Raw genomic sequence first — 26554 nt, 5'->3', positions numbered from 1 at the left:
TTAAATCAAGATAAAGGTAACGAAAACAACATACACCATAAATAAGATTAAGGGGGAAAGAAAAATGAAGATTGATAATTATAGTATAAAAGCAAATAACTGTGGCGGATGGATTGTCAAAGGAGATACAGAAAAATTTGGAGTACAGCAGATTTTATTTGAAAGTCCATTCTTTAGTGAATGTGTGGAGTATTTAGAAAAGAATGATTGTGTATATTCTGTAGAAACTGAAATTGATAAAGTGAGAGACGTGCAAATTGCATATCGGATGTTTCACAGGATTCACCGTGAAAATGGAAAGTTGGTGGGATATAACAATAAGTGGGGATGGGAGGAACTTAATATTGATGGGTTTGAGTTATTCGAGCCGTTGAAAGCAAAGAGGACACGGATTGATGGTGGGGGATATGAACACAATGAAACACTTAAATTAGGCACAGCGTGTACATGGTAAATATTATTATTTCCGCCCCGCCAGGAAAATGTCGGGAGAAAGAGAGGATTATATGGAATATACAGAATATGGTCTTAGGATTGGTTTAGATGAATTAAGGGAAATGCTTGAATATGCTGAAAATCGTGCCCAGTATGACAACATGGAACACTGCCTCTATATTAAAGGGGGAGAGCGACCAAACATTACACAGTATTGCTGCTATGCGGAGTGTAACCCTATCAATCACACATACTGCGCAAAGTAATAAAAGGGCCGGACAGCGAACCAGGGGTGCAACTCCCCTGGCGGCCCATCGGCTTGCAAGCCACAAGTACCTGTAATGCTACCATGCCTGCCTATGGATGCAGCACAGGCCGGTCACCCATCGACAAAATCACGCCCCGGTGAAGTAATCCGGCGCTGGCACCGTACTGCCCGTATGAGCCTCTGTGTGGCAGGACATATGCTCATACGAAAAACGACCAACACCATTACAGTGCCGGCCGTTCCGCGCATTTCTTATACACTACACTTCTATAATATTATTATATTATTCCCACAAATATGGTGCAAGAGGAATAGTAAGACGTTTTTCGACATACCCAAAATATTATGCGGAGGCATGATGTTTGTATCGGTATCCCATAGGGCGTTCCTCAGGATATGCCTTATAATATAAAAAGAGGGCATATTGTACGGATATACTACCATGTGCCTGCAGACCAGGGTTACGATCAATAGCAGCCTGATATAAAAGATAAGCGTCGTGATTCTCATAAATTATATTTTTCATATGCATCACCTCTCAAAAAAAACAGAACAAATGTTTGCGTGATTTCATTATACGAATATATGTTCTGTGTGTCAACAAATATAAGAAAAAATGCCCCTGGAAACAAACCAGGGGCAAAACATATTATACCATATTACCATTATCTTGAATGGGGCTATGTGTATCCCCATTCATACGTCATAAGCAGTACCGAGTTGGCAGCTTCCCCCAGAAGCCTGTAATCCACTCCTTCATATAGCAGCCCCGGCTGATCTGCGGATACTTTCGGGGCCAGGGCCACGGAGACGGTAATGCCGATGGCGTTCATTCTCTGTGTCAGTCTGCGGACAAATTCCACATGGGCAAGGCGGTCCTCTGCCCTTATATATTCAAAATCTACATCTACTTCTGAATATCCCTTGCTCTGTACGGTTCTCTGTATATTATCTATAAGATTTTCCTGGACCTCCATATTTTGAGCAGCGACCGTGACAAGATTGCTGTTAAAAGTCCCTGCCTCCGAAAAAGGCGTCAGCACAAATACACTTTTTGTTCCGTATACCCTTGCGGCCTCAAGAAGAGGCTCATCATCAATGGGGATCAGTTCCCCGGATTCAGTAAAACCGTAGGAGAAAATCGACAGATATCCCAGGTAGGGCAGCGTCTCCCCCAGAAGCCTCTTATTGATAAAAGGATAAGCATATCCGTCAGCCGTCAGAGGTCTGTCAGACTGTCCCCGGTAAAGGATGACCAGATATTGTCCTTGTCTGAGAAAAGGCTGGCTGGTGAGGAAGGGGTTGTTCCGCACAATCTGCAGGGGATGGACACCATACCGGGCTGCAATAGAGGGAATGGTTTCTCCCCGGGCGGTCTCGTGGATCACATCAGGCTGAAGTACAAGCAGAGCCTGGCCTGCCACCAGATGGTCCTGCTCGCTTAACTGGTTGTCAAAGGAAAGACGGTTTGGGGATACGCCGTATTCTGCGGCGATGTCGGCGATGGTTTCGCCTTGGGAAACAACATGTATACTCATAAAAATGGCCTTTTCTTTTAGTTTATGTGTACGGTCGTAAAAGTTTAACTCTAATAAAAGAAGGATTGGATAAAATTTTAGTAAAGATGGTTGAATTTGTTAAAAATATGGTTGAATTTGAAAAAAACAGATACATTCCTTGTGATACTATATAAAAAATGGGATAAATTTCCCCGTTAGCAGTGCAAATGACGGTAAAAGGATGCAGAGGAGGGATGCCTACTTTAAGAAGTGAATAAACAAAAACTCAAATTGAAGGAGGAATAGGTCAAAATGATGAAAAAATGGAAATCAGGAGTTTCCATTCTGATGGCAGCAGCTATGATTATGGGGAATATAACAATAGCTGTGCCGGTCAAAGCAGAACCTGCAGCAGGCCTGCTTGTAAATGGAGGATTTGAAGAAGAAGATTTAAACGGATGGATAAGAAACGGCTGGTGCCAGGACGGAGGGGCCATCATGGAGCGGGTTGGCAGCGATGTTATCCAGCCTGCGGAGGGCAGCTTCTGTCTGAAAGAAAATGCAAGGGGCAACGGCTCACAGGTGACACAGGATATTGCACTGACACCGGGAAAGGATTATTGGCTTACAGCACAGATTTACCAGACTGTTCCGGGTTCTTATTCTATAGGATTTCATGAGGATGAGGGAAAAGGCAGTGACCCGCAGTTTGCCGTACAGTCACAGAGCGAAGTGAACCAATGGGTTAAAGTTGCTGTGCGTTTTACCATGTGGGAAGGCGCCCGGAAACCAAATGTGTATACCTGGCTGAACGCAAATGCGGGCGATGCTTTTGCAGATGATGTAAAACTGTATGAAGCACCGAATCTGTCTGACCTGAATGCAGCAGTCACCGATGCGGAAGAGAAGCTGGGACAGACAGATATCTATACACCGGAATCTCTTGCAGCGCTTCAGAGCAAGACAGACGAGGCAAAGACATTTTTAGATGCCAATTCCTATGAAGCAGCCCAGAAAGGCCAGGATGAAGTGGACGCCATTACAGCAGAGCTGGTGAACACTGTCAGCAGCCTGGAGAAACAGCAGGGGTCACAGGAGGAGACCAATCTTCTGACAAACGGTGACTTCTCAGATGGGTTAAACGGCTGGGGAAAATGGCCGAATACTGCAGTGATCACCATTGGGCAGGAGGATGGCGTTAACTACAGTGCATTTGATGCCGGCAAAGAAGCCAATGGTATTAACCGGGATGTAAACGGCCTGGAACCGGGGGCCTGGTATGAATTGAGCGGAGAGGTGTATGCGGACACTGCAAATGCCATTTCCATAGCCCAGAAGAAACCAGGGACAGACAAGACAGATAAGTCTTTTGCGGAAAATACAAAGACAAATGAGTGGGAGGCCATTTCTGTTAAATTCCAGATGCCGGCAGGGGAAACTTCAAAGAATATCAGTGTCTGGCTGACAAAAGGAACTGCCAAGGCCAGAAATATCAGGCTCGTAAAGACGGACAATCCTGACACTCCTGATATCCCGGACGAGGATACCCCGATCATAAGCAGCGATTCCTTCTATATTGATGCGGCTGGCGGGGATGACTCCAATACCGGAACCTCACCGGAGCAGGCATGGAAGACCTTTGCGAACGTAAAGAGACTCCGTCTCCAGGCAGGGGGAAAACTCCTTTTAAAAGCAGGCTGCACATGGAACGGTGAGCAGCTTAAACTGCAGGAGGCGGCAGGAACTCCGGAGAACCCCGTATATGTGGACAGATACGGCGAGGGTGCAGATCCGGTCATCAACGGCAGCGGTAATCCGTGGCAGACCAATAAGAACGCACCGAAGCAGGATGTGGCAGCAGTCCACATTTACAATTCCAGTTACATCACAGTCCAGAACCTGGAAGTGACCAACTGGGAGACGGATGAGGCAGACCTGGTAAAAGACAATGCCAATAAGAAACAGAGCCGGTATCTGCTCACTGGTATCCTTGTGGAAAACCACGATGCAGGGGATCTGCCGGGTGTTGTTGTGAAAAATAACTATGTACATGATGTCAACGGCTACATGCAGGGCGGTGCTCAGAAAGGCTCAGGCGGCGTGATTGCCCTGGTGACCGGAGATGTGGTTGAATCCAGTTTTACAGACCTGACTATCGTTGGCAATAAGGTGGAAAATGTCTGCCATGAGGCTATTTATATGGAAAGCTCCTGGGCATCCAGAGTATTAGTCGGCGGCAGCGGTTCACAGGAAGCCGGAAAAGGAAGATGGGTCGGATGGCCAAATGTATATGTGGCAGAGAACTATGTCTATGATGTAGCCGGTGACGGCATCGTCCTGATCAATGCAGACGGCGGCATTGCAGAGAAGAACCTGATCGTGAAAAGCGCCAGCGAGGACTGGGATTACAGCAGAAACCCTGCGCATGCGGCTATTTGGATGTGGGACTGCAATAATGTGACCATGCAGTACAATGAGGCGGCCCATACGGAGAGTTATCAGGATGGCATGGCATTTGATTTTGACTACGGCAACCAGAATGTTATGTATCAGTACAATTACAGCCATGACAACAAAGGCGGCTTCTGGATGTCCTGTCCGGGACCGAACTACACGGTCAATGCAGTTGCAAGATACAATGTCAGTGTAAACGACGGCCTGTTTAACGGCGCCCGCATTCTGCGTATCGGTGAATACGGAAGTATCGGCAACCAGTTCTACAACAATACCATGTACTGGAACCATGGGTACAAGATAAATGCAGTAGAGCAGGCATCATGGGGAACTCCTCCGTCCAGCGGAACCGATATTTACAACAATATCTTCTGCGGCGACAGTGATGAATTCGTAAATAACGACGGTGTCACCTATGCCAATAACTGTGTATACGGAAGTATTGCGGATATATATCCGGTAGATGAGGACCAGGGTGCTGTCATCGCAGATCCTCAGTTTACAGATCCGACAAACTATACAGAAGGAAGTTTTTCCGACAATACGGTGACCCTGGGAAGTCCGGATGGATTCAAGCTTAAATCCACCTCACCCTGTATTGATGCAGGTATGGATTATATGCCGGTTCCCCAGGAATCTATGCCGGAAGTAGCAGATGAACTGGTACCGACACAGATCACCATTGAAAATAAGGACTATGAGGGCAATCCCGCTCCTTATACGGGAGAAAGCGGAACAGCAGTTTTGGATATGGGTGCATTTGAATACCAGGGTGAAAGCGAAGCAGAGCGGCCGGAAGTGGACAAGACATATCTGGAAGCCCTGACAGCCATGGCAGAAGCATACCGGGAAGCTGATTTTGAATCCGGCAGTTTTACCGCAATGCAGAAGGCTCTGGAAGCTGCGAAGACGGTACTTGCACGCCCTGTTGTGACACAGGATATGATCGACAGCTATGCAGCGAAGCTGGAAAATGCAGTGAAAGACATGATAAAGAAGGTTGACATAAAAGAAAATACTCCGGATTCAGCAGACAATATCCTGAAAGAGTATAATCCTGATAAAGATAATGCAGGCTTTGAGAGAGAAAAAACCGACTGGGGAGCATGGCAGAGCCGTGTAGGGGTCACAAAAGAGGATGCCCACAGTGGTGAACAGAGTCTTAAGGTGGACAAGACCAGTCAGGGTACAGCGTACTCGGAAATCGGAGAAGTTCCGGTTAAGGCTGATACAGATTATATATGTGAAGCCTGGATAAAATGCAATGATTCCGATGTTGACAAAGTTGCTATTGAGGCAAAACATCATAACAATGTTACTCATACAGGTGACATCAAGCTTGGAAATGCCAAATCCGAGTCAGAAGCTTCCGATAAAGGATGGAGAAAGGTAAAACTTGCATTTACCACAAAGGAATACAATAAGATAAGCCTCAGCGTCAACAGTGACGCGGCGTCTGTCCTGCTGGATGATGTTTCCCTGTACGAGAGATATACAATAGCAAAAGAAGAGCTGGATACAACCGCCATTGATACAGCTCTGGCCCTTACTCCTGCAGAGGAAGAGTCCTATTACACAGAAGCCTCCTGGAAGGCGTACCGGAATGCGGTTCTGGCTGCCAGACTGGAGAAAGTAAATGCAAATGCCACAAAAGATTCCATCAAGGCAGCAGCAGATACATTGACAGAGGCGTTTCATGCATTGGAGAAATACGAACCGGCTCCGGCTGTAGACAAAAAAGAACTGCAGAAAGTATATGATGCCTACAAGGATAAAAAGCAGGGCAATTATACGGATGCAAGCTGGAAGGTGTTTACAGACGCGCTGACAGCAGCCGAGGAAGCTTTAAACAGTGATGTGGACCAGGAAGCAGTAAATGACGCTAAGAAAGCGCTGGAAGATGCTTTTGCAGCTCTTGAGGAAAATCCGGAGGTCAAAGTTGACAAAACGGCTCTGGAAAAACTCTATAAAGCCCACAAGGATGACAAGCAGGGCAATTATACGGACGCAAGCTGGAAGGCATTTACAGACGCACTGAAAGGTGCAAAGAATGCTCTGGACAATGATGTGGACCAGGATACAGTGAACGATGCAGAGAAAGCCCTGAAATCTGCGATCGCGGCTCTTGAGGAAAATCCGGAGATCAAAGCCGACAAAACCGCTCTGGAAAAACTCTATAAGGCCCACAAGGATGACAAGCAGGGCAATTATACGGATGAGTCCTGGAAAACATTTACCGCTGCCCTGAAAAAGGCGGATAAGGTCCTGAAAGATGAGTCTGCAACCCAGAAAGAGATCAATGAGGCAGCCGCATCTCTTGAAAGCGCAGTGAAGGGACTGAAGGAGAAGACGGATTCCAAAAAGGCTGATAAGACAGAACTGCAGAAACTCTATGATAAGCATAAAGATGACAAGCAGGGAAGTTATACAAGCACAAGCTGGAAGAACTTCCAAAAGGCACTGGAGGCAGCGAAGACGGTATTGGAGGATGAGGATGCAACACAGTCTCAGGTAGACAAGGCGCAGGCGGCTTTGGAGAAGGCAGTCAGGAACCTGAAGAAAACCAGCACTCCCGCCACCAAAAAGAAGAATACCACCACAACAAACGGAAATAAAAAATCTTCCGGTGCCAAGACAGGCGATGAAACACCGCTTGCACTTATGGCCGGACTTCTGGTATTATCAGGAGGAGCAGTGGTGATTTTCGGAAAGAAACGGAAATACAGAAACTAAGATACAGAATTTAAAAGACATGTATGGGGGCTGTTTCGGCAGCTCCCATTTTCAGGAGCGACAGATGCGGAAAAAATATATTGTGAATGCTGTTTTCGGAGTGGTTCTATTGCTGCTGGCAGGTCTGATCATCTATATCAGATTTCAGAAGCCGGAAGAGATGCGTACCGTGATGGAAGTAAACGGTCAGGACGTTGTACGGGAAGAGTACCAGCTCATACTGCAGAGACTCCGGGCACAGGTGAAAAGCGGGTATTCCACAGAGGAGGCAAACAGGAAGGACTTCTGGACCGGCAGGATAGATGGCAGTACACCTTTAGAAGAGATCATGGGTCTTGCAGAGGAGGAACTGATACGGGACAAGGTGATCGCATCCATGGCAGAGGCCAGGGGAATCCGGGCAGATGCAGATTATGAATCGCTGAAGGAGTCCATGGAGCAGGAGAATGCATCCCGCAGCCGGAAGGAAGCTTCCGGTGAGGTGAACTATGGACTTATCACCTATACGGAAGAAGCTTATTATCAGTATTTCTATACAGAACTGGAATCAGAACTGACGGAGGCGCTGAAAAAAGAGCATACTATCACAGATAAGGAACTGGAATCCGCATACAATGAGAACCTGGAAAGCTATCGGTATGAAAATAAAGTGAATGTGCTGGCAGCAGAGACAAAGGCAGAGAACACAGAAATACTCCGGCATGCGGCCGAAGCTATGGAGAGCGGCATGGAGAAGGAAGAGCTGGCAGAAACATTCCCTGATATCAGCTTTTATGAGCTGGAGATGAATTCCCTTGATACCCAGGAGGGAAAAAGCGGCGTGTACGGTCTGCGCTGGATGCTGGCAGCCGGCATGCAGGCAGGTGAGATAAGTGAGCCTTTTGCAGCCGGGCAGAATATGCTGGTCATGAAATGCCTTGAGAGGGAGGAGGACGGATATCTGCCGCTGAAGGATGTAAAAGGTGTACTGGAGAGCCAGATCAAAACAGAAGCGGCAAAACAGGAAATCCGGACAGAAGTACAAAAAGCAGAGGTAAAGAAAAAAGACAGCAAATTGGAAGCAGCAGCAAAAGAAGTTCTCATGGAGAAGGATACATGAGGATACAGATGAAAAAAGTTGAAAAAATGCTTGACAATACTTGTCCTGCATGGTATTTTAATACAGGAATAGCTGCCGAAGACAGCAGGTGCCGTTAGGCATAAGGACAAAACGCCTGCCGAGGAAAGATTCATTCTTGCAATTATTAGGATTGATGAAGCCTCTCTGTCTATGCAGAGAGGTTTTTTTCGTACTAATCGTTGAAGTACCTTTCGATATATGAGCAGCGCAGCCTAAAAAAATAAGGAGGTGCACTAATTCATGGCAAAAGTAGAACTCAAAAAACCGGTCGTAGACGAGATTGCCAGCAGTATTAAAGATGCCGCATCTGTAGTGTTAGTAAGCTACAAAGGTATCACTGTTGAGCAGGATACAAAAATGCGTAAGGAATTAAGAGAAGCTGGTGTTACTTACAAAGTATACAAAAACACAATGATGAACTTTGCTTTCAAAGGAACTCCTTGTGAAGAATTATGCCAGCATTTAGAGGGAACAAACGCTTTGGCAGTATGTATGGAAGATGCAACTGCTCCGGCAAGAATCCTTGCAAAATACGCAAAGGATGTTCCGACTCTGGAATTAGTAGCAGGTGTTGTTGAAGACGCTTACTACGACAAGGCAGGAATCGAGGCACTTTCCAAAGTTCCTTCAAGAGAAGAACTGCTTGGAAAACTGCTTGGAAGTATCCAGTCTCCTATCACAAACTTCGCTCGTGTGCTTAACCAGATTGCTGAACAGCAGGGTGGAGCAGCAGCAGAGTAATTTAATACGCTGACAAAGTCAGACGTACAATCAAACGAAAATAAAACAAAAAATTGGAGGTAAATAAAAATGGCAAAATTAACAACAGCTGAGTTTATTGAAGCTATCAAAGAGTTATCTGTATTAGAGTTAAATGAATTAGTAAAAGCTTGCGAAGAAGAATTCGGTGTATCCGCAGCAGCAGGCGTTGTAGTTGCAGCAGCAGGTGATGGTGCAGCAGCAGCAGAAGAGAAAGATGAGTTTGACGTAGAACTGACAGAGGTTGGTCCTAACAAAGTTAAAGTTATCAAAGTTGTTCGTGAAGTTACCGGCTTAGGCTTAAAAGAAGCTAAAGAAGTTGTTGACGGTGCTCCGAAAGTTCTTAAAGAGGCTGCTTCCAAAGCTGAGGCTGAGGAGATCAAAACTAAACTTGAGGGCGAAGGCGCTAAAGTTACACTTAAATAATCTGATTTATATAAGGACCCCGGAAATGCCTTTGTTTCAGGCATTTTCGGGGTTTTTTGTCTTGAATTTATAATAATCATGGAGTTATAGGCCGTCTGCTTTACCAGAGCAGGGCGGCTTTTTTTATGCGCGTAAGTGAGAGTCGATGCAATTCAAGATCCAGGCGGGAAACCATACCCACTCTACCGGCATTCTGATATCATTTCCAGAAGAAATCAGAAAGAGATACATGCGGCAGCAAACACTGCAGACTGGGAGGTGGTTCGAGTGAAGATTTTTGTATGGAAGTATAGTTCTTTATATATATGAGATATACTTAAGCTGTTAAAATAACGTGAAGAAAAGAATTTGGGAGGCACGGCTATGAAAAAGAAAAACGGAAGATGGATGCTACTGGCAGGAGCAGCGGTAATTATGGCTGCTGCTGTCGCATTTGCAGGATGTGGGAAAAGTGATAAATCTGTAAAAATTGAGAAAAGCCAGAAAGAAACAGCGGAAGAGAAAACAGTTGTGCAGGAAAATGAGGGGGCAGAAGAAGAACGGGATACTGAGACGGAAAAAACCACTAAGAATGCTGTTCTTGAACTGCCGCAGGATGGAAAGCGTTTTCCGGTGGGAAACCGCAAAACCATGACAAGGATAGCAGTTGTGAAAAACGGGGAGAAAGTGTTTGAAATCAGTAAAGAAGCATCAGAAAATCAGGTGGATTTCAGTGAGTGGCAGGTGACTGCACCATATCATACAAAGCAGCTTGTCAATGTTTCCGACATTTATACATTTTTGGATAATTATGCAGCATGGGGCTATCTGGAAAAGGCAGAGGAAGAAAGATTCATTGATTCAGGCGATTGGGTGGAAGAAGAATTTTCGGATACAGGGAGCGTGAAGATTCAGATAGGGGAAGAGGATGAGGAAGGTAATTCTTATGTCCGTGCGGATTATTCCGGGAATGTATACAAGGTTGATAAAGAGATGCTGGAAGTGCTGACCGGTGTTGAACCATATGATTTCATTATGGGAATCGCAAATCTCGTCTATCTGACAACTATAGATACACTTGAAATAGACACGGGAGACACAAAGGCTGTCTTTGAGATAAAGACAGACAGCAGCAATGACCAGGAATTTATGAAAGAAGGAAAAAAAGCAGACAAAGATCAATTTACAAAGCTATATTCCTCATTGATCTCTGTCCTGATCACAAAAGAAGCGGACCGGGAACAGGCAGAGAAGGTCCTGAATTCAGAAAAACCTGTTTTATCACTGAAATACAAACGGAATCAGGAAGGTCTGATGGATATTGAGATTGCCTACTATCCATATGATGATGCAAATTACCTGCTCAGCAGGGACAAAAAAGCAGAATTTCTGGTTTCGAGGGAACAGGTAAATCAGATCATAAACCAGGCAGAAATAATATGCAGATAGGAGTAAGATGAAAAAAAAGAAAGGTCACAAACGGGCATTCGGCAAATATCTGTTTCGGTGGCTGCTTGTTCTGGTTCTGGGATTTGCAGCTATCAGCGTTGCTTTTAATATCTATATTTACCAAACAGAAAAAGATCACTATACAAATTTAAACAAAAAAGAAAAAAAGGACAGGATTGAATATCTGGCAAGAAATATGAACGAGTCCTTTACAAAATTGAAGAGAATGTCGGAGATGGTAATAGGGGATGATGTGGTTCTGGAACTCTATTGCAAGTATGACATGGTGAACAGCTTTGAAAGGGGAAAACTTTTTGATGCCATAAAAGAACGGTGTATGGAACTGGATAATATGAATGAACTTACGCTGTCCAGCACACTGTATTTTCCGGATAAAAATCTGAAAATAGACCGTTTTGGTTACCATGATGATGATTCAGAAGAGTTTCGCCAGTTTATTACAGAGCGTCAGACAGGAAAAGTATTTTTAGTGACAGATGACAGAGCTTATATGGTGGAAGTTCTGAAGAAAGATTATATTGAAGATTATTGGGAACAGGGGAATGTGCTCGGAGTCTTTGTAATGGAAGTGGATACGAAACGAATCATGAAGGAACTGAATTTTGCAAAAATGTCACCCCAGGATATTCTTCTAATGACAAACATGGACTGTTCCGAACTATATTTTACAGACGGAACAGAAAAGCTGCCGCCGCTTACGGAACTTCAAGACAGCAGGAACATGGCAATAGGAGATAATCAGTACTTTGTGGATTCCTATGAGGAGGAGGGAAGCTTTTTCAAGATATATTATCTTCAGGACCAGAGTTTGCTGCAGCTTTTGCAGAAAAATATGAAGAACAGTATTCTGGTATTTATCGGAATCAGTATTCTGAATATTGTACTTGTTATGCTGCTGGGTTTTCGTTATATTCTCCACCCGCTGGAGGTACTGCTTGTGAAAGCGTTCGGGGAGATTGAAAAATCAAATCTGTCCTACCGTATTCCGCTTACCAACAAGGACGGTGTGTTTTCGGATCTTTACAGGAAGTTTAATTATATGGCGGAACGCATAGACAGTCTGGTTTCAAAAGAACTGAAACAGCAGATTCTTGTCAATAAGGCTAATTTCAAGCATCTTCAGGCACAGATTAATCCTCATTTTATGTACAACAGTTACTTTCTGCTTTATCGTATGATTAAGAGCGGTGACCGAGAGAGCAGCCTATACCTGTGTGAAAACCTCGGGCACTTTTTTAAATATATTAACAGAGATTCGGGAGATGATAAAAGACTGTCTGATGAGGTTAGTCATGCGAGAGCCTATGCAGTGATACAGGGTTATCGTTACAGGGGACTCATCAGCATTGATTTTCAGGAACTCCCTGAAAAATATAATTATATCATGGTTCCGAGACTTGTGATACAGCCTCTGCTTGAAAATGTATTCAAGTATGTGATTGACGAAATGGATGACGATGAGAAAATCATCCTGCGGGTGGGATACCATGAAGAAGGGGAACATCTGGTGATCTCTGTGGAAAATTCAGGAAATATACATGAAGAAGAGCTTTGCCGCATCAGGCAAAAGCTTCAGGAGCCGGAAAAAGAAGAAAATATTACAGCATTAGTGAATATTAATCTGCGGTTAAACGCGTACTTTAAGGAGGATCAGTCCGTCCGTGTTTTAAAATCAAATCTTGGAGGACTGAAGGTGGAAATCAGAGTCAGATTATGAGGGAAAAGATGAGGGAAAAGGAAACGCAAAACAGAAAATACAAGCTTCTGGTGGTAGATGACGAGCCATTCATATCCGACAGCATGAAAGAACTGTTTGAAACGGAGCTGGGAGATATTTTTGAAGTGTTCAACTGCTATCATCCCAAGAAGGCACTTCAGATTTTTGAGTACAGACTTCCGAATCTGGTGGTCAGTGATGTTAAAATGCCGAAAATGACAGGGATTGAGATGGCAGAAAAAATGAGAAAAATAAAGCCGGACGTGCATGTTTTGTTTTTGTCCGGATATGATGAATTTGAACTTGTATATTCGGCCATCAAACAGAATGCAGACGATTATATTCTGAAAACAGAAGGAGATGCTACTATTCTTGCGGCAGTCAGGAAAATGGCAGAACTGATTAGACATGAAAATCTGTTTATGGAGGAATACGAAAGCTCGCAGAATAAAATCACATATATGGAACCTGTGTTTAAACAGCAGGCTTTGGTTCATATACTGGATGGAAGTATTGTGTCCACAGAGGATTTTGACAAAGTGATGGCGGATTTGGAGAATCCGCTGCCTGCAAAAGGGCAGCTTCTTCTGCTCATCGGAAGCCTGAAGGAAAAGGTATCCCAGAAGCTGCAGGAAAATATTCTGGAAACAGTTGAACAAATGCTGTACAAGGCATGGGATGAGAAAAAAATCGGATATATCCATAAAGTTATGTACAGGGATTCTTTTGTCTGGATTCTGGAAACAGGGGAAGAAGAACTTTCGGGACTTCTGTTTGTGACAGTTCTTGATATACAGAAGATAATACAGCAGAAGCTCAGTCTTCAGATGCGGTTTGTAATTGCAGAAAACGGAGTTTTGTGGAAAGAATTGAATCGGAAGTATAATGATCTCTGGTATGAAATGCAGGGGCAGGTACTCAATGAAGACAATAGTGTTGTAATGGAGAACAGGAAGGAAGATGCTGCTGAAAAGTTCAATGGAGAGAGTGTGGAGGTTGAACGGATATTTTGTGCCTTGACGGAAAAAATCAGCCTGCTGGAAAAAATACTTTCTCAGGAAAACTTTGAAGATTTCTGCACAGTACAGGAGGAAATTCTTCAGGTACTGGAAAATTCCAGACGTCATTCCATGTATGCATTGGAGCTGTATTATTCTCTGGGAAATATGCTTGTATCGTATATCAACAGAAAAAATATCCGTATGGAGCTTGCATCCAGGATTCAGCTGGTGGAGCTGTTTGACCCGGGGGCATTTGAGACATGGAAAGAAGCAGCGGATTACATTAGGAAGCTTGTACAGGTAATGAAAGAGTTACATGAGATTACAGATCAGAATACCCAGATTACAATTAACGAGAAAATTAAGGCCTATATTCTTTCGCACCTTTCGGAAGAGTTATCTTTGACAGTGATCGGACAGGTAATGGGATTTAATCCGGTTTATTTGTCAAGAGTGTTTAAGCAGTATGAGCATATCAGTATTCGGGATTATATTGAAAAGCAGAGAATAGAGCTTGGAATGCGGCTGATTAAAAATTCACGGTTGAAAATCTATGAAGTGGCTGAAGTCTGCGGCTATCAGAATCCGGCGTATTTTATTAAGATTTTTAAGGAACATTATGGCATAACACCTCAGGAATGCAGGAAAAATAAAATGTAATCATACAAAAATACTAACTTTTTTGTTGTAAAAGTAAAAATTGTTTTATATACGCCTTTCCATGGAATTGATAAACTGTAACAAGAAAAGGAAGGGAGAGCTGCTATGAAAACTGTTACGAAAAAGAGAAAAAAGGGATGGTTTAAGAAGGAACTGCCGTTCCATGTAATGCTGCTGCCGGCGGTTATTATTACCATTATTTTCAAGTATGTGCCGTTTGCAGGAATCAGTATGGCATTTGAAGATTACACACCGCTGCGGGGGCTGTTCGATCAGAAGTGGGTAGGATTTGAAAATTTCAGATATTTGTTTTCACTTCCGGGATTCGGAAGCGTAATCTGGAATACTGTTTTTATTGCAGTTTTGAAAATGGTAGGTAATCTGATTTTTCCTGTCGTAATTGCACTGCTGCTTAACGAAGTGAGGGCAAAAAAATACAAGAAGACTGTACAGACGGTACTTTATCTGCCGCATTTTATCTCATGGGCAGCATTGGCGGGTATTTTTATTGATATTCTTTCACCATCGGGAGGAATGGTTAACAATCTTCTGAACAGTATGGGAGTGAAAGAGGTGTTCTTTCTGGGAAATGCAGACGTATTCCCTTATACTATGGTATTTACTGATGTATGGAAAGAGCTTGGCTGGGGAATGATTGTTTACCTGGCGGCGATCACGGGAATTGACCCGACTTATTATGAGGCTGCAAGAATGGATGGTGCAGGACGGTTTAAACAGATTCTGCATGTTACGATTCCAAGTATTCTGCCGATGATTCTTCTGATGATGGTATTGAGTGTCGGCAATGTGCTTCAGGCGGGATTTGAGCAGGTTTTTAACCTATACAGTCCGCAGGTTTATGCTACCGGAGATATTATAGATACCTACGTATATCGGATCGGTGTGATAGAAGCAAAATTTGATTTGGCAACTGCAGTCGGTTTATTCAAATCAGCAATCTCTTTTGCCCTCATCATGGTGGGATATAAGATGGCAGATAAACTGGCCGGATATAAGGTATTCTAACTAGAGGAGGCTGAAAGAAAAATGAAGATAAAAGAATCACCGTCAAGAAAAGTTTTTATGGTACTGAATTACATATTTCTCGGTATACTGGCAGTGTCCTGCCTTCTGCCGCTGATTAATCTGTTCGCTATTTCCTTCAGTGCAAGGTCTATGGTGGATGCAAATGCGGTTAGCTTCTGGCCGAAAGGTTTTAATACAGCAGCTTATGAGTACATTTTGTCGAACAAGCAGTTTTTTCAGTCCTTCGCGATCACTGTACTCAGGGTAGTCTTTGGATGGGCCATCAATCTGGCATTGATTATCCTTGTGGCTTATCCGCTGTCAAAGGATAACCCCAGAATCTTCAGAAGCAGGAAATATTATACGTGGTTTTTTCTGGTTCCTATGGTTTTTAACGGAGGATTGATTCCTACATATCTCGTAGTAAGCAAGATGCATATGGTGAACTCCTTCTGGGCACTGATTTTGCCGGAAGCACTCCCTATGTTCTGCGTACTGATTATGATGAATTTTTTCCGTGGTATTCCAAAAGCAATTGAGGAGGCTGCCCTGGTGGATGGTGCAAACTGGTTTGTGACTATGTGGAAAATCTATCTGCCGCTGTCAAAAGCTTCCCTGGCAACCGTATCACTGTTTCTGATTGTCAATCACTGGAATGCATGGTTTGATGGATTGATCTATATGAACCTTCCGGAAAAATATCCATTGATGACATATCTGCAGTCAGTTGTGCTCAAATTTGATATTACTAAGATTACATCTGAACAGCTGATGCTCAATCCACACCTTGTAGATGTGACAGGACGAGGGATCAAGGGTGCACTGATTCTCCTGTGTACAGTACCAATCCTGATGATTTATCCGTTCCTGCAGAAATATTTCGTTGCAGGTGTAGTTATGGGAAGCGTTAAGGAATAAGAAAAAGCGATGTTAAACGGAGAATACGTTTAATATAAAAAAGAAGAGAATAAGGAGGCTTTTTATGAAAAAGAAAAAAATTTTGGCTCTGATGATGGCAGTGTCTATGGCAGGTTCACTTGCTGCTTGCGGAGGAGGAGACTCATCGAAAGGTACTTCAAAGGGAGGTGCTTCAGAAGGCAGTACTGAGGACGGGATGGTCGAGCTGACCTATATGCACAAATTGAATGGCACAGAAAAATATGTCGGAGACGATGATATCAACAACAATGTCTGGACACGCTGCTATCAGGATGATTTGGGAATTAAACTGAATTACACGATTGCCGCTGCAGGAGATGACTATACACAGAAACTTACGATGGCAATCGCATCCAATGAGCTTCCGGATTTAATGGATCTTCCGCCTGAGGAATTTTCAGAACTTGCAAATGCCGGAATGCTGGCAGATATTACAGATTCCTATGAAAAAGATGCGTCTGATCTGCTGAAACAGACGATTGAGGTGGATGGAGGAATACAGCTTGCATCTGCAAAGGTTGATGGTAAGCTGTACGGACTTCCTCAGCTTTCCGCAGCAGACGGAACTTGTGACCTTCTTTGGATCCGTACAGACTGGCTGGAAAATCTGGGGCTTAAGGCGCCGACGACAATGGACGAATTGATTGAAGTAGCAAAAGCTTTCCGCTATAATGACCCGGATGGAAACGGTCAGGATGATACCTGGGGAATCGGATTCCAGAAGGCGATTGTGTCTGAGGATGGAGCAAGTCCGGGAAGTTATGAGGGATTCTTTGCTGCATATGGTGCGTATGCAAAGGCATGGGTAAAAGGAGATGACGGAAAGATTACATATTCCGGAATCAATAATGGCATCAAGGATGCACTGACGCAGTTGAATCAGATGTACGAAGACGGCCTGATTGACCCTGAATTCGGTGTTAAAGACACAGTCAAACTCGGTGAGGATATTTCGGCCGGAAAAGTAGGTATGTTCTACGGACTGGAAGGAATGCCGTGGGGAGCATGCAAGAGTAACATCGAAAATAACCCGGAAGCAGAATGGCAGTGTTATCCGATTGTATCTGCAACAGACGAACCGGCAAAACCGATTACTTATGTAAGAATCAGCCGTTATTATGCAGCGAATGCAAAATGTGAACATCCGGAAGCACTTGTGAAAATCGCAAATGTATTCCAGGATAAGATTAATTCCCTTGATTCAACAGAGGAGACACTCAATACGTTTGGTGTAGACCCTGAAACAGGCATCAACTTTGCTGAATATGCAGCATTCGGAATGGACCCTGCAATTCAGAAATGTAACACATATTATAAAGAAATCAAGGACACACTGGAAGGAAACAGCAAAATAGAAGATATCCATCCGGAAGCAGCAAGATACTATAATGTAATCAAAACATACATAGATGGAGGAATGGATAAAGCCTCCAATTCACTTGGATGGAACTACTATAAATTTATCGGACCGGAAGGAAGCTGGAACACGATTATCAACGATTATAAAGCAAATGACAAGCTGGTTCAGTCTGCATTCTTTGGTGCACCTACACCGACCATGAGTACAAATCTGGTATCCATGGACAAGCTGCAGTCAGAAACTTTTGTAAACATCATCATGGGAACACAGAAGCCGGAAACATTTGATGATTTTGTAAAACAATGGAAAGAAATGGGCGGAGACACCATTACAGATGAAGTAAATGAATGGTACGAGAAGACTTTGGCAGATGTGGCAGAATAGAAAAGCAGAGCTGCTGAACGTTTTCTTACGGTCAGCGCAGTAAATGCGCAGACCTGCTGAATAGTTACGAACAAAATTACAATTGGAGGAGACATCGTGAAAGGAAACTATAATATTTTTTATACACCGGAAAAACAGTATCCGGGAATGCCGCATGGCGAAATGTGCGGAGACTTTATGCCTTTCTTCTGGAAGGGAGTGTACCATCTGTTTTATCTCTATAAATGCTGTGTTTATAAAGTGGAAACAGAGGATTTTGTACACTACAAAGAACCGACACTGGTTCTTCAGAACGGTTCACCGGATGATCAGGACTGGCATATCGGCACAGGCAGTGTTTTTGAGTATGACGGAATATTTTATTTTCATTATACCGGTTTTTGTGAAGGAAATCATGGACTTGAGGGTAAAAATGAGCAGGTGATTTTAAGAGCACGCAGTACAGATATGGTACATTGGGAGAAAGACCGTGACTTTTTCTTCCGACCGGATACTAGGTATTATGGAAACCTTCACTGGAGAGATCCTCATGTGATTCGGAATGACGAACTGGGAAAATTTTTCATGCTGATTACAGCTACCCAAAAGGAAGGGGCATATAAACGTACGGGATGTACGGCCGTGTATGTATCAGAAGATATGAATACATGGGAGCATTTTAAAACATTATATGCACCGAGAACCTTTATTACACATGAATGTCATGACTGTTTTAAGATGGGAGATAAATGGTATCTTACATTCTCAAATTATTCCCGTTGGTGGGAAACGAGATACAGAGTGGCGGATTGTTTCCAGGGACCTTATAGAGTACCGGAGCATGACGATATGTTTGACGGCAGGGAATATTATGCAGCAAAGTCTGTGACAGACGGAAAGAAACGCTACATGGTAGGCTGGGAATCTATTCGAGAAAACTGCAGGGACAGCGGCAGACACCTCTGGGGAGGAAACATTCTGGTTCACGAACTGGTTCAGCGAGAAGACGGTACACTTGGAGTGAAGATGCCGGACACGATCGAACAGTCTTTTACGGAAGAAATTCCATTGAAACTGACATTACGCCAGGGCGAGTTTTCCGGTGAAGATGCCTGCTTTACAGGAAGTGCATCAGACGGCTTTGCCTGGGCAGAATTGTCAGAACTGCCTGAGACTGCACTGTTTGACACAGAACTTTCATGGAGTGAAGGAACAGAGGCAGTAGGAATTATGATTCACGCACAGCCGGATCTTAAAGAATGGTGTCAGTTACGTCTTGAAATAAAGAATGGCAGAATCCTTATGGATCGTTACAACAGAGTAGACGGAGATCAGTATTATCTGGATGAACGGCCGGTTCGATTTACGGAAAACTCTGCTAAGGTCAAACTGGTGGTAAGCGGAAATATCATGCTGGTTTATGTAAATGATGTGGCATTGGTTTCCAGATGCTATGAGATTGCTTCCGGTTCCGTGGGAATTTTTACAGAATACGGAGAAATCAGGGCAAAGGGAACAAGACTGTTGGTACAGAAATATTGACATTTGGCTTCAGTATGTATAATGAAAAGGGTAAAAATATGATCCTTGGAGAACTTGAGAATATTTTCAGGCTTAGAAACGGTTCTTCCCGTGCAATTACATGGGAGAACCGGACAGGAGAAAAAGGAAAAGGCGGTATGGCGGAAAGCGAGCTGGGACCGTCAAGAAAAGGCTCTCCCTGTGTGCCTGAGATAGCAGCGGGAGAAACGGTGACACTGGCTGAGATAATAGGTCCGGGCATTATTCAGCATATCTGGATGACTGTGACGGACCGTACCAGTGAGAGAAACAGATATGTACTGCGGGACCTTGTAGTCCGTATGTATTGGGATGACGAGGAGACTCCGTCTGTGGAAAGTCCTCTGGGGGATTTGTTCTGCTGCGGATTCGGTGTATCGTATCAGGTGAATTCACAGCCCATAGCAGTAAATCCTACCCGAGGATTTAATATGTATTTTCCTATGCCTTTTAGGAAAAAGGCAAGAATAACAGTGGAAAATCAGTGTGATGAAGATATTCCTGCATTTTTTTATCAGGTGGATTACTGCCTAACAGATGAGGTTACAGATGACGCAGGATATTTCCATGCACAGTGGAAAAGACAGCACATTACGGAGAAGGGAAAAGATTATGTGATTCTGGATAATGTACAGGGGAAAGGTCAGTATGTGGGTACATATATGGCACTGACTACGCTGGAACGTTACTGGTACGGAGAAGGTGAAGTGAAATTCTACATTGACGGAGATAAGGAATATCCTACAATCTGCGGGACAGGAACAGAAGATTACTTTGGCGGAGCCTGGAGTTTTGCCGGGCAGGAAGAAGGAAAGACAGTAGAGCAGATGTTCTGTACACCTTATCTGGGCTATCCTTATTATTCCCGCCATGACACATTCATACATAATGATTACCATAATGATGACCAGATGCCGCAGAGAAGCTTCTACAGATGGCATATCGCAGATCCCATTCTTTTTAAAGAAGATCTTAAAGTTACGATACAGCAGATTGGCGTGTACTATGGTGGATTGTTTGAGCGTCAGGATGATGTGGCAACTGTAGCCTACTGGTATCAGGCAGAGCCGCATGGAAAATTCCCGAAGTTTCCGGCAAGAAAAGAACGCTGGCCAAGATAAAATACAGAGATTTCCGTCTATGCAGCGAGTGCGTGGACGGGAATGCTTATCCTTTGCCAATGGGAGCTTTGTCGTCGACAAGAAAATTCATCTGTGATATGATAGAAGCAGATATATTTGTTTCACAGGAGGAGCAGAAATCATGGAGAAACTCTTGACGGTGACTGAAGTGGCAGCGTATCTGAGGACCACTACGACTACGATATACAGATGGCTGAAGCAGGGGAGGCTGTCTGCTGTTAAGATTGGAAAAGAATGGAGAATCAGTGAGGAACAGTTAAAATCTGTCATGAGCAGCGGCAGCAAGATATCCAATTCTCTGTGGGATAAACTGAATAAAAAGGAACACCTGCTTCTTATTACAGAGAAAGATTCTGAAATTACAGAATTTGAAGTCTCATTTTTCCGCCGGGCTCTCAGTGAGGGGGCCGGTATCATGAAAGGATGTTGGTGGCAGGAGACGGATAAGGTTTGTGAGCAGTATGAGAGAAACGGGCTGGATGCGAAGACGCTGGAAAAAGAAGGTCTGCTTAATGTGATTGATTTTCAGTCTTTGTATCGCAAGGAGGGAGTAGAAGGACCACTCCGGGCCTGGAGCGCCGGCATTGAAAGTGCCGTTGCAAAGGGGCATACCCGGCTGTGGGCATCCGGTTCTCCTGCAATGGACTGCATAGGCGGTAATGCGGAAGCCCTGCTTTCTTTTGAGGCCAGGCTGAACCAGGCAATACAGGATATGCCGGTTATCGGGATATGTCCATATTCCCTTGAAAATCCTGGTAACTATAAGAATTTTAGTAAATTGATATCCCTCATGGACTGCCATAGTGGTGTGGTATTTTACGGGAAAAATCAGTGTAAATTGTTGAGACAATGAATATAATAGAAGGAGTCCTCAAATGACAGTTTTGCCATTTGGGGACTCCTTTTATTATGGGGCTGATACTTATGCGGGCGTTGGTTTTGCATATTAACAGTCGGGTTTTTTGTGGCCGGTCATGCCTTTTCTGTAGGCATTGGTAAACCTGCGGCACAGACGGTCCTTTCCCAGAAGCGCATCCATGACAAGTCTGGATGTATACAGCTCCCGGCTGCATGGGTCCAGAATTGCTGAATCCAGCCCCAGAAAAGCGGCCACTGCGTAGAAATGCTGGTTGATCACCTGCCTGAGCGGCATACCAAAGGAAAGGTTGCTGATGGCTGCAGTTATCTTAAGCTTCGGAGATAGTTTTCTTATACCCCGGACGGCCTCTGTAAAAACCACCATGGACTGGTTATTCGCAGAGATTGCAGTGAGCAGAGGATCTATATGTATTTGTTCCGGTTTCACGCCGTACCTGGCTGCTTTATCAAGTATGGCATCTGCAATTTTGATCCGGTTTTCTGCATCTTCGGGAACCCCGTCATCATCCGTTGTCTGTACGATGATCTGCCACTGTGTGTCTGATATCAGGGGAAACAGCAGGTCACATTTTCCCTTTTCCAGAGCTGCTGAATTGAGCAGCCCGGGTTTCTTTGTAAGGGTAAGCATTTTTTCCAGAACCTCTGCGTCCGGACTGTCAATGCACAGAGGAGTATCCACGGCATCCTGCACTTGGGCAATCAGCCATTTCAGAGTTCCGGCTTCATGGGCAGCGGCGGTCCCTGCACAGATATCCAGATAATCCGCACCTGCTTCGGTCTGTCTGATGGCCAGTTCCCTGATGCGCCGGCTGTTTTGAGTGGTGATATATTGTTTGATGCCGGGGATGGAACCATTTATTTTTTCACCGATAATTATCATATGATTTCACTCCTGGTGCTGACCGACCCAGCCAAGACATACGTTCACAGTCTCTGCGGCGTTGGTGGACCAGGCATCAGCGCCTGAGACCTGCATGGCTTCATAGCTTGCACATGCGCCTCCGATCGTGATTTTGATATGTTCTCTCAGTCCGGCTTCTTTTACAAGGTCAACAGTTTTTTTCATAGATTCCACAGCCATGGTGAGGACACCGCTGAGACCTAGAATATCGGGCTGCACTTCTTTTATCTTGTCGAGAAAAACTTCCGGCGATACGTTGATACCCAGGTCATATACAGTGAATCCGGCTGCTTCCGCCATGCTCTTGAAAATATTTTTGCCAATGTTATGCAGATCGCCCTGGACAGTTCCCAATACAATTTTGCCGACCTTTTGTCTTGCGGCAGAGCCGATTATTGGTTTTAAGACTTCCATTGCCTCTGTGAGGAGTTCTCCGGCAAATATCAGATCTCCTACGAAATATTCTCCTGTTTCAAAACGCTGGCCGACTTTCTCCATGCCTTTCTGACATGCAGTGATGGCCTGGGCTGCTTCCTCTGTTTCAGGAGCACCTGCAACAAATTCCTGCAGCATGGACATAACCTTTTTTTCGTCAAGTTCGCCGACTGCACTTGTGAGTGATGTTAAATCAATCATAATGGACCTCCTTTCACGGTTGGGTATAACCGCCATATCTGTGTACTGCCTCTGTCATTGCCAGTACATTTTCAATTTTCGCCGGACCTATGGCATTAAACGGCAGAGTAAATATAAAGCCGGCGGCTTTTTTCATCTCGATCAGCAGTTTCTTGACCTGCAGGTCAATTTCCTGAACGCTGCCCCCGATCAGCAGTGAGGGCGAGATTCCTCCCGCAATGCACATGTGGTCTCCTATGATGTCTCTGGCTTTGACCGGGTCTGTCCTGTCGAACCAGGCAATCGCTTTACCTGCGGGAAGCTCCAGAAGTGTTTCCAGCAGATGATCATATGTACCCTGTAAGGACAGGAGGGGTGTGTACCCGGCTTTGATCAGTTCTTCGCAGAGGTATTTGAGATAGGGCCAGTGAAATTCTCTATATTGTTTTTCCGACAGAAAACTGTTATACCAGACAGGGAAAAATACTCTTCTGGATCCGGTGAGCTGATAAGATATTTCACCTGTGGCTTTTCCTACGGCCAGAAGAATGGGAAGCAGAGCCTCACAGGCTTTGTGGACTTTGTCCGGTACCCGGTGGATATCCAGAATGACTTTATCAAAATCTCGCAGAAATGCCCCCAGCACGTCCAGGGGATTGGGACAGATGGCCATATACCATGGCGGACAGTCCGCTGTTTTCATTTCCTGTGTAAATACCTGCAGGTCATCAAGCGCTGTTCCGAGTTTCATGCCAAACTTCATGAGCGCACATATAGACTGAGAGCTGCCGGGTTCTTCAAGAGCACCATATACCCTGGGAACCACTTTGCGGTTCAGAAAACCGAAGGGGTCGTCAATAAACTCATCATACTCTTCGGAGGTCATGACCGGATTTTTGATTTTGAACTGGGATTCTGTGTCTGAGGGAATTTCTCTTCCTGGATGTGATGAATAATTGTCTTTTAGAATATCGTGTGCGAATCCGCCTCCTAGAACAGAGGCTACTGCTGTGTTTACTGCGTTTTGCGGATCAGTCCCTGCCAGGGATAAGCCAAGTGTGACTGTTTCAAAAGTTCTGAGCATACATGCTGCGTCCCAGTTGAAATCTTTTGCAAATCTGACAGAAGCATTTTTGTATTTTTCCTGGTCGTAATACATGTCTTCGTAGGAAATATGCGAGTATTTTGCGGGGAAATACAAGGTGGCCGCGCCGATGGGCACCCGGTCAACCTTCTTTAGACCGGCGCATCTGTCGAGCCTGTCCAGTTTGTCGTTGTAACTGCTGCCTTCCATGTTCTTCATCAGATCCCCTCCTTATCTCAGTGATCAGAAGATTACTTGACAATAGTGCACCTATTCAGTCAACTGAATACGTACACAATAGTTACATAAATACTATCTTCATCATATAACATATTTAAATATATGTCAATGTATATATATGTATAATAAAGTACAATAAAATTGTCTATTTATACCAGTGAATGGAATGGGATGCAGAAAATTTTCTTGTTAAATTAAAGACCGATGATAACAGGATAAAAGAACCTGATATCGCCGGTTTTTTGTCGGTTATGTCAAAAAAACTGTGAGAATTTAAAAAAAATTGTGTAAGTGTTGGCGCGCAAACAGGTATTGTTTTCCAGGTGTGTTATACTTTTAACTATCTAAAGGAAACGGGGGTGGCGGCATGGAAACAGAAAAACCCAAGCTGGTTTTTTGGGGGACACAGGCATTTGCCATGATGCCCTTTGTGCTGTACATACTGATAGGCGGAATATTTTCGGTGGGGTTACATTATTATTCAATGAAAGGGCTGATTTTTGCTGCAGTGATTTCTCTTCTGACAGGGTTTTTCCTTTGCAGGAACAAAGGGAAATACTGGGATTCTGTTGTGCATGGATTGGCGCAGTACGGAAATTCAAGGCTTATTTTTATTTTCCTGGTCATAGGGATTTTTTCCAAGCTTATGATGACGGGAAATATAGGGGGCGGATTTATCTGGCTGAGCCTTCAGCTTGGAATTACAAAAAGCGGGTTTGTGGTCTTTGCATTCCTGGCTTCAGCAGTGATTTCTATGGGAGCAGGTGCTCCGATCGCGGCATTGTTTGCGGTGATTCCCATTTTTTATCCTCCGGGAATACTTTTGGGGGCCAGTCCCTCTATGCTGAGCGGAGCGCTGATCAGCGGAATCTTTTTCGGGGATGCGCTGTCTCCCAGTTCACAGGTGATCAACACCACAGTGATGATACAACATGAACGGGGAACGGGAAGACCGGCCAAGCTTCTGACTGTTTTGAAACAGAGAACTCCTTATATTTTGGCTGCGGGAGCGGTCACAACGGTTCTGTACTTAATATTCGGTGCCGGGGAGGGCAGTGTGGGAGACATGACACAGCTTTCCCAGTTCTCGGATGCAAGAGGACTTTGGATGCTGGTACCTGTTGTGGTCCTTCTGTGTATCTGCTTTAAGACAGGAAACTTATTTGAAGGAGTTTCTTTTGCAATTATTACGGGCTTTGTATTAGGGCTGATCACCGGTCTGTTCACATTTTCCGATATTGTGAGCATTGATTATGAAACGGCAGGGCTGAACGGAATTATATTTGAAGGTATTTATGGGATTATTGACGTGACAGTGTCCACCATCCTGCTTTACGGACTGATCGCAGTGGCAGTGGACGGAGGAATGCTGGAAAGATGCTGCAGCATTATCCTGTCAGGGAAATTTACAAAGACAAAACGGGGCGCTGAGACAGTTCTGGCTTTAGGAATAGTTATAGTTAACATTCTTCTTGCCGGCTGTGTGCTGCCGTCAATCCTGCTGTTCGGTGACATAGCGGACAGGATCGGACAGGAGAGCAGTATTTCTCCGGAACGACGGAGTATCCTGCTGACAGCCAATGCGACGAACTTCAGCTCCATCATTCCCATTAACAGCGCATTCGTTATGGGAAGTGTGACGATCATTAATGAGATGGTGCAGAAACACAGTTATCTGCCCACTGTGTCACCGTTTCAGATTTTCTGTTCTTCCTTTTACTGCCTGATCCTCACAGGAGTCTGCATCTTCTGGGTGGTCACGGGCGTGGGAAGAGAGGGTTCTTTAAAAACGGTTAAAGTGAAAGAAAAATCTTGCTAATGTTTGTCAACCATTTTTTGAATTTTTTTCAGATGAAAAAAGGGTAACCTTAATAAATCTACCGTATTGTAGATTTGAAAAAAGAAGTATAAAATTAAGATGATT

The 26554-nt window shown here is 44.3% G+C and carries 21 protein-coding genes and 1 other annotated feature; of the genes, 16 read left to right on the top strand and 5 right to left on the bottom strand.

Features of this window, described 5'->3' with window-relative positions; all coding sequences use genetic code 11:
* Positions 1-64: 64 nt before the first annotated feature.
* Positions 65-454 (top strand): hypothetical protein, encoded by a 390-nt coding sequence (locus tag MUB35_RS25700; RefSeq protein ID WP_244807045.1) that lies wholly within the window; start codon positions 65-67, stop codon positions 452-454.
* A gap of 52 nt (positions 455-506) precedes the next feature.
* On the top strand, positions 507-701 hold the full coding sequence (locus MUB35_RS25695; RefSeq protein WP_244807044.1) for a hypothetical protein: 195 nt from the start codon (positions 507-509) through the stop codon (positions 699-701).
* A 345-nt stretch (positions 702-1046) separates the two neighbouring features.
* Here the strand turns inward: MUB35_RS25695 and MUB35_RS25690 are convergent, their stop codons facing one another.
* Complete coding sequence (locus MUB35_RS25690) at positions 1047-1229, bottom strand: hypothetical protein (protein WP_244807043.1); 183 nt, start codon at positions 1227-1229, stop codon at positions 1047-1049.
* A gap of 154 nt (positions 1230-1383) precedes the next feature.
* Positions 1384-2241, bottom strand: coding sequence for a LysM peptidoglycan-binding domain-containing protein (locus tag MUB35_RS25685; protein ID WP_118743587.1), 858 nt, complete (start codon positions 2239-2241; stop codon positions 1384-1386).
* A gap of 273 nt (positions 2242-2514) precedes the next feature.
* Here MUB35_RS25685 and MUB35_RS25680 point away from each other — a divergent pair, with 273 nt between their 5' ends.
* From MUB35_RS25680 to MUB35_RS25620, 13 genes are all read left to right on the top strand, one after another.
* Positions 2515-7389, top strand: coding sequence for a carbohydrate binding domain-containing protein (locus MUB35_RS25680; RefSeq protein WP_244807042.1), 4875 nt, complete (start codon positions 2515-2517; stop codon positions 7387-7389).
* A gap of 64 nt (positions 7390-7453) precedes the next feature.
* Entirely contained in the window at positions 7454-8488 is a 1035-nt protein-coding gene (locus MUB35_RS25675; protein WP_244807041.1) for a peptidyl-prolyl cis-trans isomerase, read from the top strand.
* 57 nt (positions 8489-8545) lie between these two features.
* Positions 8546-8686, top strand: a sequence feature (ribosomal protein L10 leader region).
* Between the two features lie 63 nt (positions 8687-8749).
* Positions 8750-9250, top strand: coding sequence for a 50S ribosomal protein L10 (rplJ, locus tag MUB35_RS25670; protein ID WP_033139964.1), 501 nt, complete (start codon positions 8750-8752; stop codon positions 9248-9250).
* A 69-nt stretch (positions 9251-9319) separates the two neighbouring features.
* Positions 9320-9694 (top strand): 50S ribosomal protein L7/L12, encoded by a 375-nt coding sequence (rplL, locus tag MUB35_RS25665; protein ID WP_018596966.1) that lies wholly within the window; start codon positions 9320-9322, stop codon positions 9692-9694.
* Between the two features lie 363 nt (positions 9695-10057).
* Positions 10058-11122, top strand: a complete 1065-nt coding sequence (locus MUB35_RS25660) for a hypothetical protein (RefSeq protein ID WP_244807040.1) — start codon at positions 10058-10060, stop codon at positions 11120-11122.
* A 7-nt stretch (positions 11123-11129) separates the two neighbouring features.
* Complete coding sequence (locus MUB35_RS25655) at positions 11130-12860, top strand: sensor histidine kinase (RefSeq protein WP_244807039.1); 1731 nt, start codon at positions 11130-11132, stop codon at positions 12858-12860.
* An 8-nt stretch (positions 12861-12868) separates the two neighbouring features.
* Positions 12869-14521, top strand: a complete 1653-nt coding sequence (locus MUB35_RS25650; RefSeq protein WP_197064082.1) for a response regulator transcription factor — start codon at positions 12869-12871, stop codon at positions 14519-14521.
* Positions 14522-14626: 105 nt separating this feature from the next.
* Positions 14627-15547 carry an ABC transporter permease gene (locus MUB35_RS25645; protein WP_052099062.1) on the top strand — a complete coding sequence of 307 codons (921 nt, stop codon included), beginning with the start codon at positions 14627-14629 and terminating at the stop codon, positions 15545-15547.
* 21 nt (positions 15548-15568) lie between these two features.
* Positions 15569-16465 carry a carbohydrate ABC transporter permease gene (locus MUB35_RS25640; protein ID WP_033139960.1) on the top strand — a complete coding sequence of 299 codons (897 nt, stop codon included), beginning with the start codon at positions 15569-15571 and terminating at the stop codon, positions 16463-16465.
* A gap of 64 nt (positions 16466-16529) precedes the next feature.
* Positions 16530-18230: an extracellular solute-binding protein gene (locus MUB35_RS25635; protein ID WP_244807038.1), complete on the top strand. Its 1701-nt coding sequence runs from the start codon at positions 16530-16532 to the stop codon at positions 18228-18230.
* A gap of 96 nt (positions 18231-18326) precedes the next feature.
* Positions 18327-19751 (top strand): glycoside hydrolase family 32 protein, encoded by a 1425-nt coding sequence (locus MUB35_RS25630; RefSeq protein ID WP_148391857.1) that lies wholly within the window; start codon positions 18327-18329, stop codon positions 19749-19751.
* A 38-nt stretch (positions 19752-19789) separates the two neighbouring features.
* Positions 19790-20890, top strand: a complete 1101-nt coding sequence (locus MUB35_RS25625) for a glycoside hydrolase family 172 protein (RefSeq protein WP_244807037.1) — start codon at positions 19790-19792, stop codon at positions 20888-20890.
* Between the two features lie 142 nt (positions 20891-21032).
* Complete coding sequence (locus MUB35_RS25620; RefSeq protein WP_244807036.1) at positions 21033-21764, top strand: MEDS domain-containing protein; 732 nt, start codon at positions 21033-21035, stop codon at positions 21762-21764.
* A gap of 93 nt (positions 21765-21857) precedes the next feature.
* Here MUB35_RS25620 and MUB35_RS25615 read toward each other — a convergent pair whose 3' ends face one another.
* Genes MUB35_RS25615 through MUB35_RS25605 form a run of 3 tightly spaced genes read right to left on the bottom strand, consistent with a single transcriptional unit; the run spans position 21858 to position 24609 of the window.
* Complete coding sequence (locus MUB35_RS25615; RefSeq protein ID WP_244807035.1) at positions 21858-22670, bottom strand: dihydropteroate synthase; 813 nt, start codon at positions 22668-22670, stop codon at positions 21858-21860.
* A 6-nt stretch (positions 22671-22676) separates the two neighbouring features.
* A complete protein-coding gene (locus MUB35_RS25610) occupies positions 22677-23327 on the bottom strand; it encodes a cobalamin B12-binding domain-containing protein (protein WP_244807034.1) in 651 nt (216 codons plus the stop codon).
* A 13-nt stretch (positions 23328-23340) separates the two neighbouring features.
* Positions 23341-24609, bottom strand: a complete 1269-nt coding sequence (locus MUB35_RS25605; RefSeq protein ID WP_244807033.1) for a uroporphyrinogen decarboxylase family protein — start codon at positions 24607-24609, stop codon at positions 23341-23343.
* A gap of 388 nt (positions 24610-24997) precedes the next feature.
* On the opposite strand from MUB35_RS25605, the gene MUB35_RS25600 reads away from it, so the two are divergent.
* On the top strand, positions 24998-26449 hold the full coding sequence (locus tag MUB35_RS25600) for a hypothetical protein (RefSeq protein WP_244807032.1): 1452 nt from the start codon (positions 24998-25000) through the stop codon (positions 26447-26449).
* Positions 26450-26554 lie beyond the last annotated feature (105 nt).

The organism is Blautia sp. NSJ-175 (assembly GCF_022867815.1).
GTDB classification, from domain to species: Bacteria; Bacillota; Clostridia; order Lachnospirales; family Lachnospiraceae; genus Blautia; species Blautia celeris.
Note: the sequence above shows the minus strand (reverse complement) of the source record. Positions and strands in the feature narration are given on the sequence as shown.

Excerpts from the sequence above, each read along its gene's own strand:
- MUB35_RS25680 (WP_244807042.1), top strand. The coding sequence starts at position 2,515 with ATGATGAAAAAATGGAAATCAGGAGTTTCCATTCTGATGGCAGCAGCT.
- MUB35_RS25700 (WP_244807045.1), top strand. The coding sequence starts at position 65 with ATGAAGATTGATAATTATAGTATAAAAGCAAATAACTGTGGCGGATGG.
- MUB35_RS25695 (WP_244807044.1), top strand. The coding sequence starts at position 507 with ATGGAATATACAGAATATGGTCTTAGGATTGGTTTAGATGAATTAAGG.
- MUB35_RS25645 (WP_052099062.1), top strand. The coding sequence starts at position 14,627 with ATGAAAACTGTTACGAAAAAGAGAAAAAAGGGATGGTTTAAGAAGGAA.
- MUB35_RS25615 (WP_244807035.1), bottom strand. The coding sequence starts at position 22,670 with ATGATAATTATCGGTGAAAAAATAAATGGTTCCATCCCCGGCATCAAA.
- MUB35_RS25625 (WP_244807037.1), top strand. The coding sequence starts at position 19,790 with ATGATCCTTGGAGAACTTGAGAATATTTTCAGGCTTAGAAACGGTTCT.
- MUB35_RS25650 (WP_197064082.1), top strand. The coding sequence starts at position 12,869 with ATGAGGGAAAAGGAAACGCAAAACAGAAAATACAAGCTTCTGGTGGTA.
- MUB35_RS25675 (WP_244807041.1), top strand. The coding sequence starts at position 7,454 with ATGCGGAAAAAATATATTGTGAATGCTGTTTTCGGAGTGGTTCTATTG.
- MUB35_RS25685 (WP_118743587.1), bottom strand. The coding sequence starts at position 2,241 with ATGAGTATACATGTTGTTTCCCAAGGCGAAACCATCGCCGACATCGCC.
- MUB35_RS25610 (WP_244807034.1), bottom strand. The coding sequence starts at position 23,327 with ATGATTGATTTAACATCACTCACAAGTGCAGTCGGCGAACTTGACGAA.
- MUB35_RS25655 (WP_244807039.1), top strand. The coding sequence starts at position 11,130 with ATGAAAAAAAAGAAAGGTCACAAACGGGCATTCGGCAAATATCTGTTT.
- MUB35_RS25620 (WP_244807036.1), top strand. The coding sequence starts at position 21,033 with ATGGAGAAACTCTTGACGGTGACTGAAGTGGCAGCGTATCTGAGGACC.
- MUB35_RS25600 (WP_244807032.1), top strand. The coding sequence starts at position 24,998 with ATGGAAACAGAAAAACCCAAGCTGGTTTTTTGGGGGACACAGGCATTT.
- rplJ (WP_033139964.1), top strand. The coding sequence starts at position 8,750 with ATGGCAAAAGTAGAACTCAAAAAACCGGTCGTAGACGAGATTGCCAGC.
- rplL (WP_018596966.1), top strand. The coding sequence starts at position 9,320 with ATGGCAAAATTAACAACAGCTGAGTTTATTGAAGCTATCAAAGAGTTA.
- MUB35_RS25660 (WP_244807040.1), top strand. The coding sequence starts at position 10,058 with ATGAAAAAGAAAAACGGAAGATGGATGCTACTGGCAGGAGCAGCGGTA.
- MUB35_RS25605 (WP_244807033.1), bottom strand. The coding sequence starts at position 24,609 with ATGAAGAACATGGAAGGCAGCAGTTACAACGACAAACTGGACAGGCTC.
- MUB35_RS25635 (WP_244807038.1), top strand. The coding sequence starts at position 16,530 with ATGAAAAAGAAAAAAATTTTGGCTCTGATGATGGCAGTGTCTATGGCA.
- MUB35_RS25640 (WP_033139960.1), top strand. The coding sequence starts at position 15,569 with ATGAAGATAAAAGAATCACCGTCAAGAAAAGTTTTTATGGTACTGAAT.
- MUB35_RS25690 (WP_244807043.1), bottom strand. The coding sequence starts at position 1,229 with ATGAAAAATATAATTTATGAGAATCACGACGCTTATCTTTTATATCAG.